The organism is Janthinobacterium sp. GW822-FHT07H11, assembly GCF_058798615.1.
In genome coordinates, this window is record NZ_CM179507.1 from 2,825,921 (window position 1) to 2,842,449 (window position 16,529).

The following is a 16,529-nucleotide window of genomic DNA, read 5'->3' on the forward strand; positions in this document are numbered from 1 at the left end:
GTTCTCATTTTAACGAGGAAGGGTGCTTTGTGCAATGAGGCCGTGGCTTGCTCATCCGTTCCTGCCAGCCACGGCACGCTTTTGGTGCATATTTAACCCGCGCGTCTGGCACGGCTCTTGCAAGCTAAAGCACAGGGGCGCGGTTTGCGCAGGGAATGGTCAGCGGTATGTCGCAAAGTTAAGCAAGGACGCGGGTATGACAGAGGGAAAGGGCGCAAGCGCCCAGGTGATGCGCTGCATGCATCCGGAAAAACAGACGGTACGCATCGGCTACCTGCCGCTGACCGACTGCGCCTCGCTGGTGATGGCGTCGAGGCTGGGCCTCGACGAAAAATACGGCATCAAGATCGAACTGAGCCGCGAGATGTCGTGGGCCGGCGTGCGCGATAAATTGCATAACGGCGAACTCGACGCGGCCCATGTGTTGTACGGCCTCGTGTATGGCGTGCAGATGGGCATCGGCGGGCAGCAGAAGGACATGGCTGTCTTGATGAATCTCAATCACGGCGGCCAGGCCGTGACCCTGTCGGCGGCGCTGGCGCGCGAAGGCGCCCACGATGGTCCCAGCTTGGCGCGGCACGTGCGGGCTGCGGCGAGGCCCTTTGCGTTTGCACATACTTTCCCGACCGGCAACCATGCGATGCTGCTGCAATACTGGCTGGCCGCGCACGGCATCGATCCGCTGCGCGACGCGCGCGTGCTGACGGTACCGCCGTCGCAGATGGTGGCGGCCTTGCGCGCGGGCCAGATGGACGGTTTTTGCGCGGGCGAGCCGTGGGGCTACAAGGCCATCGTCGATGGCGTGGGCGTGACGGCCACCGCCAGCGGCGCCATCTGGCCCGACCATCCGGGCAAGGTGCTCGGTACCAGCGCGGCCTTTGCGCATGCGCATCCGAACACCTGCCGCGCCCTGATCGCCGCCGTGCTCGAGGCGGGGCGCTGGATCGACGCCAGCGACGCCAACCGGCTGGAAGTAGCCGCCACCCTGGCCGATCCCGCCTATTTGAATACGCCGCAGGAAATGCTGGCGCCGCGCATCCTCGGCCACTACCAGGACGGCCTGGGCAAGACGTGGAACGATACGCATGGCTTGAAGTTTTACGGCGCTGGCGCCGTGAACTTTCCGTATCTGTCGGACGGCATGTGGTTCATGACGCAGCACCGGCGCTGGGGCTTGCTGCGCGACGCACCCGATTACCTTGGCGTGGCGGGGCAGGTCAACCGCATCGACCTGTACCGCCAGGCGGCGGAGATGACGGCCACGCCCGTACCAAAAACCCCCATGCGCAGCTCGACCCTGTGCGACGGCGTCGTGTGGGATGGCAGCGCGCCGGAAGCGTACGCGGCGTCGTTTGCCATCGGCCATTTTTTCTGATTGGAGAGTCCAGCATGGCGCAACTTGGAAGCGTGACCCTGGTCGGCGCCGGTCCCGGCGATCCGGACCTGCTGACATTAAAAGCCGTGAAGGCCATCGCCAGTGCCGACGTGGTGCTGATCGACGACCTTGTCAACCCGGCCATCCTCGCGCATGCGGCGCAAGGCGCGCGCGTGGTCGAGGTGGGCAAGCGGGGCGGCTGCGCCTCGACGCCGCAAGCCTTCATCGAACGGCTGATGCTGGCCGAGGCGCGCGCGGGCCTGCACGTGGTGCGCCTGAAAGGAGGCGATCCCTACCTGTTCGGACGCGGGGGCGAAGAGCGCGCCTATTTGCGCAGCCACGGCGTGGCCGTCGAGGTAATACCGGGCATCAGCAGCGGCCTGGCCGCGCCGTCCGGCATCGGCGTGCCGCTGACGCACCGCGGCTGGAGCCAAGGCGCCATCTTCGTCACCGGCCACGGCAAGGACGGCGCTTCGGAACCGAACTGGGCGGCATTGGCGCAAAGCAAGCTCACCCTCGTCATCTACATGGGCGTGGCCAGGGTGGCGGCCATCCAGGCCGGCTTGCTGGCCGGCGGCATGGCGCCCGGCACGCCCGTGGCCGTGGTGCAGTCGGCCAGCCTGGCCGCGCAGCGCCAGTTGCTGAGCACCTTGCGGCGCTTGCCGGACGATTTGCAGTCCAGCGGCCTGGGCAGCCCCAGCATCATCGTCGTGGGCGACGTGGTGCGCTGCGCCGATGCCTGGGATGAGCATGGCGCGCAGGGCTTGCTGGCCGCCGCCGGGCATTAGCGGATCGGCAGCGCCACGGGGCGGATGGGCGCAGCGTCGCCGCCGCGGAATTTCAGCGAGGCGCCGATGAAGGCGAACTGGTACACCTTGTCGCGCGACAGCGCTTCCAGGTTCACCAGTTCCAGGATGGGCGCGCCCTGCTGCGCCAGCAGATAGGTGTGCACGGGCAGGTAATTGTTCGCCACTTCCGAGGGAAACGCCTCGAAACTGAGATTGTCCGCGCCCACCACCATGGCGCCGCCGTCTTCCACGAGGAATTTCGCCGCGTCCAGCGACAGGCCGGGTGGATGCGCCATATAGGCTTGCGCATTGTCATAGTCCTGCATGCGGCCCGTGCGTATCAGCACCACGTCGCCCTGTTCCAGCGTGATTTTTTGTTGCGCCAGCGCCGCGCGCAAATCCTGCCGCGTGACGCGGTAATTGTCGGGCAACTGCTGGAGTCCCTTGGCCACGGCCACGTCGATCAGCACGCCGCGCGCGACGATGGGCGGCAGCTTTTCCGCGCCCGTCACGGTCCAGCCCCGGTCGCCCAGGTGTTGCTCTTCCGTAAAGCCGTTCCAGATCTTGCCGTTCAGGCCAAAGTGGTTGAGCGCGTCGATATGCGTGCCCATGTGCGCATACATGGACACGGCCGAGCCCGTGTAACTGACGTGGCGGTTCATCTGTTCGCCCACCTGCATCGCGTCAGCCACCACGTTGCCCTTCGGCGTGTGCGTCATCCACATCTGGTAGGGCGGGTCGCCGGCCGCCTGCCAGCTGGGCATGCCGATATAGAAATCGACGGCCAGGTCGTAGCTCTTGCCGCCGTCGATGCGCGCCAGGATGGCGGCGCGCGAGGCCGGCGTCATCAGGTTCAGGCGGCCGATCTCGTCCTTCGGCCCCCAGGGGCTGATGCCCACTTCGGGCAGCGCGGCAGGGGCCGCCTGCGCTGTGCCGGCCAGCAGGGCCAGCAGCAGGGCGGTCAGGGTGGCGGATGGTTTGAACATGGGGTGCTCCTTGCTTGACATGAATGAAGAAGCCGTCATCATATTGTTTTCAGATTCAATGATAATCTGCGATAAAATAATAAGATATTCAACTGCAAGGAAAGAATGATGGATGTCCTGGCGCACATGCGCGTGTTTCGCAAGGTGGTCGAGCGCGACAGCTTCAGCAAGGCCGCGCAGGACCTGCACCAGTCGGCGGCGGCCATCAGCAAGCAGCTGCGCCAGCTGGAGGAGCGGCTGGGCACGGTGCTGCTGGTGCGCACGACACGTCGCATGAGCCTGTCCGACGGCGGGCGTGCCTATTATGTTGAATGCTGCCGCCTGCTCGACGAGATCGATGCGCTGGAACTGGCCACGCGCGGCTGCGCGGGCAAGGTGGCGGGGCGGCTGCGCGTGAATGCGCCGCTGTCGTTTGGCCTGAAGGTGCTGTCGCCGCTGCTGCCGGACTTCATGGCCCGTTATCCGGACGTCAAGATCGAGATGACCCTGGACGACCGCCTGCGCGACGTGGTGGGCGAGGGCTATGACGTGTCGCTGCGCATCCGCGCCGCGCTGGCCGATTCGACCCTGGTGGCGCGCCGCCTGGGCGAAGTCGAACAGATGATCTGCGCGGCGCCGGCCTACCTGGCGTCGCACGGTACGCCGATGCAGGCGCAGGATTTGCATGGCCACGACTGCCTGGCCTACCGCCTGGCCGACAGTCCCGGCTCCTGGCAGCTCGAGGGTCCCGAAGGCGCGCACAGCATCGTGCTGCCCGTGCGTTTTTCCGCCGACAGCAGCCTGCTGCTGGCCGACATGCTGGTCGCCGGCGTGGGCGTGGGCGCGCTGCCGTCGTTCATCGCCGCGCCGCTGTTGGCCAGCGGCGCCCTGGTGCGCGTGCTGCCTTCGCACGCCATGGCCAGGCGCGGCGTGTATGCCCTGATGCCCGATGGCCGCCATGTGCAGCAGAAGGTGCGCGCCTTCTGCGACTTCCTGGGCGAGGCGCTGCAGGCGGGATAGCCGCGGTGCTTTCCACGGCAACCATCGTGCGCGCTTTTTTTCTCGGCTAAATGCGTCGTGCAGGGGCTTTGATAGTATCCTCGTACCTGCTGTGCGGGTCTGTGCCCCACATTCGAGGAACCGGAATAAGCGATTGACAATGCACACTTTGAGCAAGGGCGGGACGGCATCAGGCTTCAGGATCTGGACGGGCGGCTCGCTGCTGGCGCTGGCCGTCGGCGGCGCCCTGTACGCGGGTGCCGCGCGCACCGTGCTTGACGATGCGCAGCAGCGTTTCGACAACCTGACGCACGGCGCCCAGCATAGCCTGGCGACGCGCGTCAAAAGCTATTCCGACCTGCTGCGTGGCCTCGAAGCCCTGTTCCGCACCAGCGACCGGCTCTCGCGCAGGCAGTTCCATGATTACGTGGCCGGCCTCGATATCGCGCGCCAGTTTCCCGCCATCGAGTCGGTCAACTATGCGGTGGCGCTCACGCAGGCGCAGCGCGCGGCATATATCGACGGCGTGCGTCTCGATACCAGCCTGGCGCCGCGCGGCTATCCCGATTTCACCATACGTCCGGCAGGCGAGCGGCCCGAATACACGGTGCTGACCTACCTGGAACCCGATTCCCTGCTGGCCGAGCGCATGGGCGTCGATATCGGCGCCAATCCGCTGGTGACGCAGGCCCTGGGCCAGGCGCGCGACAGCGGCGAAATCAGTGCCTCGGGCCAGGTCATCATGATCAAGGGGCCACCCGCGCACGCGGGACTGGGCATGCGCCTGCCCGTCTACCGCAATGGCATGCCGCAGGGCAGCGTGGCCGAACGCCGCGCCGCCTACCAGGGTTCCGTGGGCATCGGCTTCGGCGTGACGCAGCTGGTGCACAGCGCGCTCGAACGCAGCACGCTCGAGCCGCTGCACCTGATCCTGTACAGCGCCGCCGCGCCGCTGCCGGCCGATGGCGCGCTGACCATCACGCCGCAAGACCGCCTGTTGTTCAACGACGACGAGGACCTGGCGGCGGCGCCGCCACGGCCGGGCGGCGACGCCGCGTATTTCGACCGGGTGCTGCCCGTGGCGTACCAGGGCGGCTTGTGGAAGGCGCATTTCCGCGTGCGCAAGACGGAGCTGTACAGCGGCTTCGACCGTTATTTCCCGTGGCTGGCGCTGGCCGTGGGCATGGCCGGCACCTTGCTGATCTATGGCTACATCTTTACCCTGTACCGCTCGCGCCGCAACGCCATCGTGCAGCGCGCGCTGCTCGATACGGTGCTCGACAGCGTCGATGCCTACGTCTACATGAAGGATGACGACTTGCGTTATCGCTACGTGAACGCCCGTGCCGCGAGCATCCTGGGGCGGCCGGCGGAGCAGGTGATCGGCCGCCACGACGGCGAACTGATGGTCGGTGGCGCGGCGGAGGCCGTGCAGCGCACGGAGCGCCAGGTGTTCGCCAGCGGCGCCAAGTTCGTCGGCGAGGAGCGTTTCGTCGATGCGCAGGGCCAGGTGCATCACCTGTGGAGCGTGAAGGTGCCGCTGGGATTGCCCGGCCCCGTCACGGGGCTGATCGGCCTGTCCACCGATGTGACGGAACTGCATCGCCTGAAGGAGCAGGCCGACGCCGCCAGCCAGGCCAAGAGCGACTTCCTGTCGAACATGAGCCACGAGATCCGCACGCCGATGAACAGCATCATCGGCATGGCCCACCTGGCCCTGAAATCGGTGGCCGATGCACGCCAGCGCGATTACCTGCAAAAGATTTTCCATTCGGGCCAGCACCTGCTGGGCCTGATCAACGACATCCTCGATTTTTCCAAGATCGAAGCGGGCAAGCTGGAACTGGAAGTGCTCGATTTCAGGCTCGATACCCTGCTGGCGAATATCGCCAGCCAGCTGGGCGAGGCGGCCGCCGTCAAGGGCTTGACCCTGCAGTTCGATATCGCGGCCGACCTGCCGCAGCGCTGGCGCGGCGATCCGCTGCGGCTGGAACAGGTGCTGCTGAACCTGACCAGCAATGCCATCAAGTTTTCCGACCACGACAGCATCTTCGTGCGCGTGCGCCGCTCCGAGGAGCGCGCCGGCCACACCATGCTGCGCTTCGAAGTCCAGGACCGCGGCATCGGCATGAGCCAGGAAGAACTGGGACAGCTGTTCCGCTCCTTCCACCAGGCCGACCCGTCGACCACGCGCAAGTACGGCGGCAGCGGACTGGGGCTGGTGATCAGCAAGCAGCTCGCTGAGCTAATGGGCGGCAAGGTGGGCGTGTACAGCCAGCCGGGGCAGGGCAGCACCTTCTGGTTTACGGCGCGCCTGGAAAAAAGCGTGGAGGCGCTGGAAGACCGCATCGCCGACCTGGAGCCGGAAGTGCTGGGCGTGATACGCGGCGCTTCCATCCTGCTGGTGGAAGACAACGTCTTCAGCCAGCAGGTGGGCTGCGAACTGCTGGAAGACGCGGGCGCCACCGTCTGCATCGCCAGCAATGGCCGCGAAGCGCTCGATTTGCTGGCAAGGCAACGCTACGATTGCGTGCTGATGGATGTGCAGATGCCCGAGATGGACGGCTTCGAGGCGACGCGCCGCATCCGCGCCGATCCGCAGCTTGCCGGCCTGCTGGTGATCGCCATGACGGCCAACGCGGGCAGCGAAGACCGCGCCCGCTGCCTGGAAGCCGGCATGGATGAATTCGTGACCAAGCCGATCGCGCCCAATTTGCTGTTCCGCCTGCTGGCGAAGTGGTTCCGCCTGCGGGGCGGCATCGGTCACGCAGCGCCGGCAGGCCAGCCGCGCGCGCCGCACGGCGCGGCCCAGCGCGCGTCGCCGGAGTCGCGCGATACGGCCATCCTCGACCTGGCCACCCTGGCGCTCACCTTCAGCAACGATAGTGTCAAGATGCGCAAGTATGCGCAGCTGTTCCTCGACACGGCGCACGACGGCATCGGCGAGATGGAGCAGGCGCTGGCGCTGGAAGACCTGGGGCGCCTGGCGGACCTGGGCCACCGCAGCAAGTCGTCGGCGCTGGCCGTGGGCGCGCATGCATTTGCCTCGCTGTGCCTGTCGATCGAGGGCTTGCGCCGCGGCGGCGACCTGCAGCAGGCGCGCGTGCTGCTGGCGGCGATGGAACCGGCCCTGGCGCAGGTGGCGGAACAAATTTCACTGGAATTTTCCACCAGCGACGCGTCCTGACGCAGGGAACGGCGATAATACGGGTTTGGCGCGCCCGGCCGTCCTGGCGGGTGCGCGGCAACCCAACGGAACCGCATGCACACTACCGTCACGCCCGGCCTACTCATCCTGCATGGCAACCAGCTGGAACAGCTGCGCGCCGCCGTCTTCCAGTGGCTGCGCAGCCATCCGCTGGCGCCGCTGGAGACCGACATCTTCCTGGTGCAGTCGAACGGCGTGGCCGAATGGCTGAAGATCGCCCTGGCCGAAGAGATGGGCGTATGCGCCGCCACGCGCATTGCGCTGCCGGCGCGCCTGCTGTGGGAAAGCTACCGTGGCATGCTGGGGCGCGAGCGCGTGCCGCGCGTGTCGCCGTTCGATAAATCGCCGCTGACCTGGCGTTTGATGCGCTTGCTGCCGTCCTTGCTGGCCGACCCCGTCTTTGCGCCGCTGCGCTATTTCCTCGCCGATGGCGATTGCGAACGCCGGCTGCAGCTGGCCGAACGCCTGGCCGACTTGTTCGACCAGTACCAGGTCTACCGCGCCGACTGGCTGGCCGACTGGGCGGCCGGGCGCGACCAGTTGCGCACGGCGCGCGGCGAGTCCATCGTCTTGAAGGACGACCAGCGCTGGCAGGCGCAGTTGTGGCGCGCCGTGGCTGCCGACGTGGAACCGTTCGAGCGCGACACGGGCCGCGCCGACATCCACGACGCCTTTTTGGCGGCGATCGCCGCCGGCGATGCGCCGCTTGGCAAGCTGCCGCGCAGGGTGGTGCTGTTTGGCGTATCGGCCTTGCCGTACCAGACCTTGCAGGCGCTCGCCGCGCTGGCGCGCCACACGCAGGTGGTGCTGGCCGTGCCGAATCCATGCCAGTTCTACTGGGGCGACATCATCGACGGGCGCGACCTGCTGCGCGCGCAAAACAAGCGCCAGCGCCAGCGCAACGGCACCGACCTGGCGCACATTCCGCTGGAAGAACTGCATGCGCACAGCCACCCGCTGCTGGCCAGCTGGGGGCGGCAAGGGCGCGATTTCATCCGCATGCTCGACGAATTCGACGAACACGCGCACGCCGAAGGGCGCGACGACAGCCTGCGCATCGACCTGTTTGGCGAGGAAACGGGCGAGACCCTGCTGCAGCAGGTGCAGGTGGCCATCCGCGAACTGCGGCCGCTGGCCGAACACGAGCAAACGCCGCCCGATGCGGCCGACCGCTCGATCGAATTCCACGTGGCGCACAGCGTGCAGCGCGAAGTGGAAGTACTGCACGACCAGCTGCTGGCCATGTTTGCGCACAGCGCCGAGACGGGCTTGCGCCCGCGCGACGTGGTGGTGATGGTGCCCGACATCGACACCTTCACGGCCGCCATCCACGCCGTGTTCGGCCAGCACCGGCGCGCGGACCCGCGTTTCATTCCGTTCGAGATCGGCGACGTGAAGGACCGCAGCGTCAATCCGCTGCTGGTCGCGCTCGAGTGGCTGCTGCGGCTGCCGCAGCAGCGCTGCCGCCAGAGCGAGGTGCGCGACCTGCTCGACGTGCCCGCGCTGGCCACCCGCTTTGGCCTGCAGCCGGACGACCTGGCCACCCTGGGCGCGTGGATCGAAGGGGCCGGCGTGCGCTGGGGCCTGGACCAGGCGCACCGCGCCGGCCTGGGCCTGGGCGCGGCCGGGGAACAGAATGCGTGGATCTTCGGCGTGCGGCGCATGCTGCTTGGCTATGCCAGCGGCGATGGCGCCAGCTTTGGCGGCATCGAGCCGTATGCGGAAGTGGGCGGCCTCGATGCGGCGCTGGCGGGCTCGCTGGCGCAGCTGGTCGAGGCGCTGCTGCACTGGCGCACCGTGCTGGCCGGCGCGCTCACGCCCGCCGAATGGGGCGAACAGGCGCGCGCGTTGCTGGCCGCCTTCTTTGATGCCGACGACGAGGGCGACCGCCTGACCCTGGCGCAGCTCGAAGGCGCCTTGCAGGGCTGGCTGGAAACCTGCGGGCATGCGGGCTTTGTCGAAGCGGTGCCCTTGTCCGTGCTGCGCGTGGCGTGGCTGGGCGCGCTGGACGAGCCGACGCTGAACCACCAGTTCGTCTCGGGCGGCGTGACCTTCTGCACGCTGATGCCGATGCGCGCCGTGCCGTTCCGCGTCGTCTGCCTGCTGGGCATGAACGACGGCGACTTCCCGCGCCGCGCGCAGAAGGCCGATTTCGACCTGCTGGCGCTGCCGGGCATGGCGCGCCCGGGCGACCGCTCGCGCCGCGACGACGACCGCTACCTGATGCTCGAAGCCTTGCTGGCCGCGCGCGACAAGCTGTACGTGAGCTGGGTGGGGCGCAATGTGCGCGACAATTCCGAACAGCCGCCGTCCGTGCTGGTGTCGCAGCTGCGCGACTACCTGGCGGCCGGCTGGTCGCTGGACCGTCACCTGGCGTCGCTGACCACCGAACACGCGCTGCAGCCGTTCAGCCGCCGCTACTTCGAGACGGGCGGCCTGCTCACCTATGCGGGCGAATGGCGCGTGGCCCACGCGGATGCGCAGCAGGCCGAGGCGCTGCCGCTGGGGCCATACGAGCTCGATGCCGGCACGCGCCTGAAATTGAACGAACTGGCCAGCTTCCTGCGCCAGCCCGTCAAGTACTTCTTCCGCCGCCGCCTCAGCGTGCACTTCGCCGACGCCGCCATGCTGGGCGAGGATGAGGAACCGTTCGGCCTGAATGCGCTCGAGCGCTACCTGCTGGAAGACACCATGCTCGATGACGGCGGCGTCGTGGAGGACATCGACGACGTGCGCGCCAGCCTGGCGTCGCGCGCGCAGCGGCTGGCGCGCGAAGGCGTGCTGCCGATCGGCCTGATCGGCCAGCAAGTGCAGGCGCAGCTGGTCGAGGCGCTGGTGCCCGTGCGCAGCGCCTGGCTGTCCTTGCGCGCCTCGTTCCCGCTGGCAGCCGACAAGCGCGCCATCAGCCTGGCGTTCGGAGAGGTGCAGATCGACGACTGGCTCGACAGGTTGTGCAGCAATGGGCAGGAAACGGCCTGGCTGATGCAGATTTCCTCGAAGGTGACGGACAAGGGCGGCCAGGCGCGCGGCGACAAGCTGATGCTGATGTGGCTGCGCCAGCTGGCCGCCGCCGCCCTCGGTTTCCCCGTCACCGGCTACCTGGTGGCGCGCGACGCCATCGTCAGCATGGCGCCGCTCGATCCGGCCAGTTCGCGCGACGCCCTGGCCACCTTGCTGGCGCTGTGGCGCGAAGGCATGAACCACCCGCTGCCGACGGCCTGCAAGACGGGGCTGGCGCTGGTGCAGCAGGGCGACCCGCGCGCCGTGTATGACGGCGGCTTCGACATGTCCGGCGAGCGCGATGAACTGTGCCTGGCGCGCCTGTGGCCCGAGTTTTCCGCCCTGGCTGCGGAGGAAGCATGGGAAGACTGTACGCGCGAGCTGTATGGCCCGCTGGCCGACTGGCTGCAACAACACATCACGATCGACCCGATCAGCGCGCCCGATGACGGCGCCGGAGAAGAACCATGACCAGCCACCTGCTCAACCCCCTGGAATTCCCGCTGCACGGCTCGCGCCTGATCGAGGCATCCGCCGGCACCGGCAAGACCTGGACCATCGCCGCGCTGTACGTGCGCCTCGTGCTGGGTCACGGCGTGGGCCACGGCGGCGAAGGCACGGCTTTTGCCCGCCCGCTGCTGCCGGCCGATATCCTGGTGATGACGTTTACACGCGCCGCCACGCGCGAATTGTCGAACCGCGTGCGCGAGCGCCTGATCGAGGCGGCCGCCTATTTTCGTCACGAATCCGGCGGCGGCGACCCGTTTCTCGACGCCTTGCTCGAATCCTATCCGGACGAGGGCGAACGGCAAAAGGCCGCGCACCGGCTGATGCTGGCCGCCGAGACGATGGATGAAGCGGCCATCTTCACCATCGACGCCTGGTGCCAGCGCATGCTGCGCGAGCACGCGTTCGACAGCGGCAGCCTGTTCGACGAGGAACTGGTCAGCGACGAGCAGGCGCTGTTCGAGGATGCGGCCCACGATTACTGGCGCCAGCAGGTGTATCCGCTGTCGCCGCAGGCGCTCGACGTGCTGCTCGATTGCTGGCCCGACGTGGAGGCATTGAAGAAGGGCGCGCGCGAGCTGGCGCGCCGCGCCGGGATCATGCGCATGGCCGACGACGAGCCGCTGTCCACGCTGATCGGGCGCGAGCAGCGGGCGCTGGCCGCGCAGCTGGCCACCCTGAAGGCGGGCTGGGTCGAGCGCGCCGACCAGATGGCGATGTGGATCAACGATCACCGCGCCGCCAATCCCAAGTGTTTTAACGGCGTCAAGATGAAACCGGAGAACCTGGCGAAGTGGTTCGACGGCTTGCGCCGCTGGGCGCAAGACCCCTTGCTGCTGCTGCCGGCCATCACGGCCAAGGCCTGGGAGCGGTTGACGCCGTTCGGCATCGAGGATGCGTTTGCCAAGAGTTTCACGGCGCCGGTGCCCGAGTGCTTTGAACACACGGAGGCGCTGGGGCTGGCCCTGGCGGCCCTCACGCCGCTGTCGCACCAGCTGCACCTGCACGCGGCGGCGGCCATCGCGCGGCGCATGGATCAGCTGAAGCGCCAGTCGCGCCAGTTCGGCTTTGCCGACATGCTGCAGCGCCTGCACGACGCCCTGGCCGGTGAAAACGGCGCGGCCCTGCGCCAGCGCATCATCGACCAGTACCCGCTGGCCATGGTCGATGAATTCCAGGACACGGCGCCGGCGCAGTACCAGATCTTCAATGTGCTGTACCGCATCGCCGACAACGACCCGGCCCTGGGCCTGTTCCTGATCGGCGACCCGAAACAGTCGATCTACGGCTTTCGCGGCGCCGATATCCAGAGCTACCTGGCGGCGCGGCGCGCCACTGACGGCCGCCACTACCAGCTGGGCACCAACTACCGCTCGACGGCGCCGCTGGTGGCGGCCGTCAACCAGCTGTTCCTGCATGCCGAGCGCGCCGAGGTGCCGGCTGGCGCCTTCCGCTACCGCAAAGGCGGCGACAATCCGCTGCCCTTCGAGGCCGTCGACGCCAAGGGGCGTGACGAATACCTGGTGAACGCCGGCGGGCCGCTGCCGGCGCTGCTGGCCGCCTGCGCCAGCGATGAAGGCTTGCGCGGCGACAGCTACCGCGAATACTTTGCCCAGCACTGCGCCGAGCACATCGTCGCCATGCTCGGTGATGCGCAAGCCGGCTTTACTGGCCCCGACGGTTTCACGCGCCTGCAGCCGGCCGATATCGCCATCCTCGTGCGCGATCGCAAGGAGGCGGCGGCCATCCGCCGCGCGCTGGCGCGCCGCCGGGTCGCCAGCGTGTATTTGTCCGACAAGGATTCCGTCATCGACAGCGAGGAAGCGGCCGACGTGCTGCGCTGGCTGGCGGCGCTGGCCAACCCGCTCGACGGGGGGCTGGCGCGGGCCGCGTTTGCCACGCGCACCATCGCCCTGTCGCTGGGCGAGCTGGCGCGCCTGTCCAGCGACGAACTGGAATGGGAGCGCCGGGTCGAGCAATTGAAGGCCCTGCATTTGATCTGGCAGCGCCAGGGCGTGCTGGCCATGCTGCGCCGCTTCATCCACGAGCTGCAGCTGCCGGCCATGCTGCTGCAGCAGACGGGCGGCGAGCGGCGCCTGACGAACCTGCTGCACCTGGCCGAGCTGCTGCAATCGGCCAGCCGCCAGCTCGACGGCGAGCAGGCGCTGATACGCTGGCTGGCCGAGCAGATCGCCGGCGAGGGCGAAAACGGCGACGAGCGCGTGCTGCGCCTGGAAAGCGATGCGGAGCTGGTGAAAGTCATCACCGTGCACAAATCGAAGGGGCTCGAATACCCGCTCGTGTACCTGCCGTTCGCCGTCACGGCGCGCAAGGTGGACAAGCGCAACCGCAGCTTCTTCGACTATACCGATGAAAAAGACGAACGCCGCCTCGACCTGTCGCTGTCCGACGAGGCCATGGCGTTTGTGGAAGAGGCGCGCATCGAGGAAGACCTGCGCCTGCTGTACGTGGCGCTGACGCGCGCGCGTCATTTCCTGTGGCTGGGGGTGGCCGCGCTGGCGGCGCGCAAGGCCGGCGAAAATACCCTGCACGAGTCGGCGCTCGGCTACCTGCTGACGGGCGGCGACAAGCTGCCGTTCGAGCAGTTGCTGCCGCGCTGGCAGCAGGTGGCGGGCAGCTGCGACGCCATCTACGTGGGCTCCCTGGCGCAGCCCGGTGCCTGCACGGTGCTCGACCGGGTGGAGACGCGCCCGGAGCTGCTGCCCGCGCCCCAGTTCACGGGCCGTTTCGAGCGCGACTGGTCGGTGGGCAGCTTTACCTCGCTGACGCGCCAGATCGGCGCCGTGGCCGCCGTGCACGTGCCGCAGCGGGCGCTGGAAGAAACCCTGCTGGAAGACGGCACGGGCGGCGCGGCGCTGGTGCCGGCGCAGACGGGCGAGGCGCCATGGCACCGCTTCCCGCGCGGCTCCGTGCCCGGCAACTTCCTGCACGAGCAGCTCGAATGGATGGGCAGCGAAGGTTTTGACAGCGTCAACGACGCCAATTTCGCCGCGCGCCTGGCCGCGCGCTGCGAGCGGGCAGGCTGGGGCCACCGCCAGGAAGACGCCATTGCCTGGCTGACGGAGGTGGCCGTCACGCCGCTGCCGCTGCTCGACGCTTCGCTGTCCGAACTGGACAGCACCCTGTCCGAGATGGAGTTCTGGTTCCCCAGCGAACACCTGTCGACCGAGAGGCTCGATCAGCTGTGCACGCGCTTGCTGCTGGGCGGCGCGCCGCGTCCCGTGCTGCCGCGGCGCCAGCTGCACGGCATGCTCAAGGGCTTTGCCGACCTGGTCATCGAAAGGGATGGCCGCTACTGGGTGCTCGACTACAAGTCGAACGCGCTGGGCGCCAATGACGCTGCCTACCACACGCAAGCGCTGGCGGCCGGCATGGCACAGCACCGCTACGACATCCAGGGCGCCATCTACATGCTGGCGCTGCACCGCCTGCTGAAAAGCCGGCTGGGCGCAGCGTACGACCCGGCCGTACACCTGGGCGGCGCCATCTTCCTGTTCCTGCGCGGCATCGCGAATGCGGACACGCATGGCTGCTACTGGCTGGCGCCGCAGCTGGAACTGCTGGACGGCCTCGATCAACTGTTGTCAGAAGAAGTGGAAATAGCATGAAGCATGCGGCACACGACGAAGCGTCCCTGGACGCCCTGTTTACCCATGTCGACGGCGTCGCTGCGGCGGGCCATCTGCGCCGCCTGAGCGCCGCCTTTGCCCGTTTCATCGCCAGCCTGGCGCCGCAGGCAGCCGATGCGCTGGCCGTGGGCGTGGCCAGCGTGGTGCTGTCCGAGCTGGAAGGGCGCGGCCACAGCTGCCTGGTGCTGGACGCGCTGGCGGACGAGCCGTCGCAGCTGCTGGGCTGGAGCGAGGAGCTGTGGCATGCCGTGCTGGCTGTTTCCGGGCCGTTGCCGGCCTCGCTCGAGGGCTGGCATGCCGTGCTGGCCGGCGCGCCGCAGGTGTGGCGGGTGGGGGCGCCCGACGCGCAGCAGCCGCTGGTGCTCGATGGCGCGCGCCTGTACCTGCGCCGCTACTGGCGCGATGAAACCCTGGTGGGCGGGAAAATCGCCGCGCGCGCCGTGACGCTGTCCACGCCGCCGCTGGCGCAGGTGCGGCAGTGGCTCGACATCCTGTTCGACCAGCCGACGCAGGACGGCGGCCCGGACTGGCAAAAAGTGGCCTGCGCCGTCGCCCTGCGCGGCAAGGTGGCCATCATCACGGGCGGCCCGGGGACGGGCAAGACGTACACGGTGGCGAGCCTGTTGACCCTGCTGTTTGCCGTCTCGCCGCAGCCGGAGCAGCTGCGCATCGCGCTGGCCGCGCCGACCGGCAAGGCGGCCGCGCGCTTGAAACAGTCGATCGACAAGGCCTTGAGCGGCCTGGCGGAAAAGGTCGGGGAAGCCTTGCCGCTGCTGGAACTGGCGCGGCGCATGGGCGCGGCGCGCACCCTGCACAGTTTGCTGGGCGCGCGGCCCGACACGCGCGCCTTTGCCCACCATGCGGGCAATCCGCTCGACGTCAACGTGCTGATCGTCGATGAAGCGTCGATGGTGCACCTGGAGATGATGGCCTCGGTGCTCGACGCCTTGCCTTCCAAGGCGATATTGATCCTGCTGGGCGACAAGGACCAATTGGCGTCCGTGGAGGCGGGTGCCGTGCTGGGCGACTTGTGCCACGACGCGCAGGCGGGCGGCTACGCGGGGGACACCATCGCGTATGCGCAGGCGGCCAGCGGCGTGGCCATCCCCGCGCAGTTTGGCGGGACTGCCGGCGCGCTGGCGCAGCAGACGGTGATGCTGCGCCACAGCCACCGCTTCAGCGGCCCGATCGGCGAGCTGGCGCTGGCCGTGAATGCGGGCCAGCCGCGCCTGGCCCAGGAATGCCTGTCGCGTGACAGCGGCGGCCAGGTGGCGTGGATGGTGCCGGCGCAGCCCGAGGACGTGCTGCGCCTGGCCTTGCGCGGGCGGGTGGACGCGCCCGGCGGCTACCAGCCTTACCTGGCGCTGGTCCATGCCGGCGAAGAAGGCCATGCGCGGCATGATGACTGGGTGCGCGCCGTGCTGCACAGCTTTGAATCGTTCCGCATCCTGTGCGCCGTGCGCGAAGGCGAGTGGGGCGTGGCGGGCCTGAACGCGGCCATCGAACTGCGGCTGGAAAAGGAAGGCTTGCTGCGCCGCAGCGAGTGGTATGTGGGCCGTCCCGTGATGGTCACGCGCAATGACTATGGCACCGGTGTGTTCAATGGCGACATCGGCGTGACCCTGCGCGACCCGGCGCGGCCCGGCTCCCTGCGCGTATACTTCCTGGAGGGCGAAAACGTGCGCAGCGTGCTGGCCACGCGTTTGCGCCACGTCGAGACGGCGTTTGCCATGACCGTGCACAAGTCGCAGGGCTCGGAATTCCGGCATACGGTGCTGGTGCTGCCGCAGGAAGGCGGCGCCATGCTGGCGCGCGAACTGGTCTACACCGGCATCACGCGCGCGCGCGACTTTTTTACCCTGGTGTCGCCCACGCAGGCCGTGCTGTACGACGCGATCCTGCGCCGCACGCAGCGCGCCAGCGGGCTGCGGGAACTGATAGGCTGAGGCAGGCGGCCTGGCCCGCTGGCGCGGCCGACGGCTGGCTGGATGGATGATGGTGTTGCTTTAATGTAATAGACGTGGTTTATTCCGGATA

General features: G+C 68.2%; 8 protein-coding genes. 7 read left to right on the top strand and 1 reads right to left on the bottom strand.

All coding sequences use genetic code 11. The annotated features are described in order from the left end of the window. Positions 1–196: 196 nt before the first annotated feature. Positions 197–1,375 carry a CmpA/NrtA family ABC transporter substrate-binding protein gene (locus AC3RCJ_RS12690; RefSeq protein WP_492958620.1) on the top strand — a complete coding sequence of 393 codons (1,179 nt, stop codon included), beginning with the start codon at positions 197–199 and terminating at the stop codon, positions 1,373–1,375. Positions 1,376–1,389: 14 nt separating this feature from the next. Beyond that, the gene (gene cobA / locus AC3RCJ_RS12695; RefSeq protein WP_492958622.1) at positions 1,390–2,163 is read left to right on the top strand and encodes a uroporphyrinogen-III C-methyltransferase; all 774 of its coding nucleotides are present in this window, start codon (positions 1,390–1,392) and stop codon (positions 2,161–2,163) included. Here cobA and AC3RCJ_RS12700 read toward each other — a convergent pair. Continuing rightward, positions 2,160–3,149, bottom strand: coding sequence for a cyclase family protein (locus AC3RCJ_RS12700; protein ID WP_492958624.1), 990 nt, complete (start codon positions 3,147–3,149; stop codon positions 2,160–2,162). The genes cobA and AC3RCJ_RS12700 overlap by 4 nt on opposite strands. A 108-nt stretch (positions 3,150–3,257) precedes the next feature. On the opposite strand from AC3RCJ_RS12700, the gene AC3RCJ_RS12705 reads away from it, so the two are divergent. The 5 genes from AC3RCJ_RS12705 to recD all read left to right on the top strand — a co-directional run bounded on the left by AC3RCJ_RS12705 (position 3,258) and on the right by recD (position 16,438). Continuing rightward, entirely contained in the window at positions 3,258–4,148 is an 891-nt protein-coding gene (locus AC3RCJ_RS12705; protein ID WP_492958902.1) for a LysR family transcriptional regulator, read from the top strand. A gap of 139 nt (positions 4,149–4,287) precedes the next feature. Next, the gene (locus AC3RCJ_RS12710) at positions 4,288–7,314 is read left to right on the top strand and encodes a CHASE domain-containing protein (RefSeq protein ID WP_492958626.1); all 3,027 of its coding nucleotides are present in this window, start codon (positions 4,288–4,290) and stop codon (positions 7,312–7,314) included. A gap of 75 nt (positions 7,315–7,389) precedes the next feature. Further along, positions 7,390–10,806, top strand: coding sequence for an exodeoxyribonuclease V subunit gamma (gene recC / locus AC3RCJ_RS12715; protein WP_492958628.1), 3,417 nt, complete (start codon positions 7,390–7,392; stop codon positions 10,804–10,806). After that, positions 10,803–14,471 (top strand): exodeoxyribonuclease V subunit beta, encoded by a 3,669-nt coding sequence (gene recB / locus AC3RCJ_RS12720; protein WP_492958630.1) that lies wholly within the window; start codon positions 10,803–10,805, stop codon positions 14,469–14,471. Before recC ends, recB begins: the two co-directional genes overlap by 4 nt. Then, the gene (gene recD, locus AC3RCJ_RS12725; RefSeq protein ID WP_492958632.1) at positions 14,468–16,438 is read left to right on the top strand and encodes an exodeoxyribonuclease V subunit alpha; all 1,971 of its coding nucleotides are present in this window, start codon (positions 14,468–14,470) and stop codon (positions 16,436–16,438) included. The genes recB and recD overlap by 4 nt, the downstream gene beginning before the upstream one ends. The last annotated feature ends 91 nt before the right edge of the window (positions 16,439–16,529 follow it).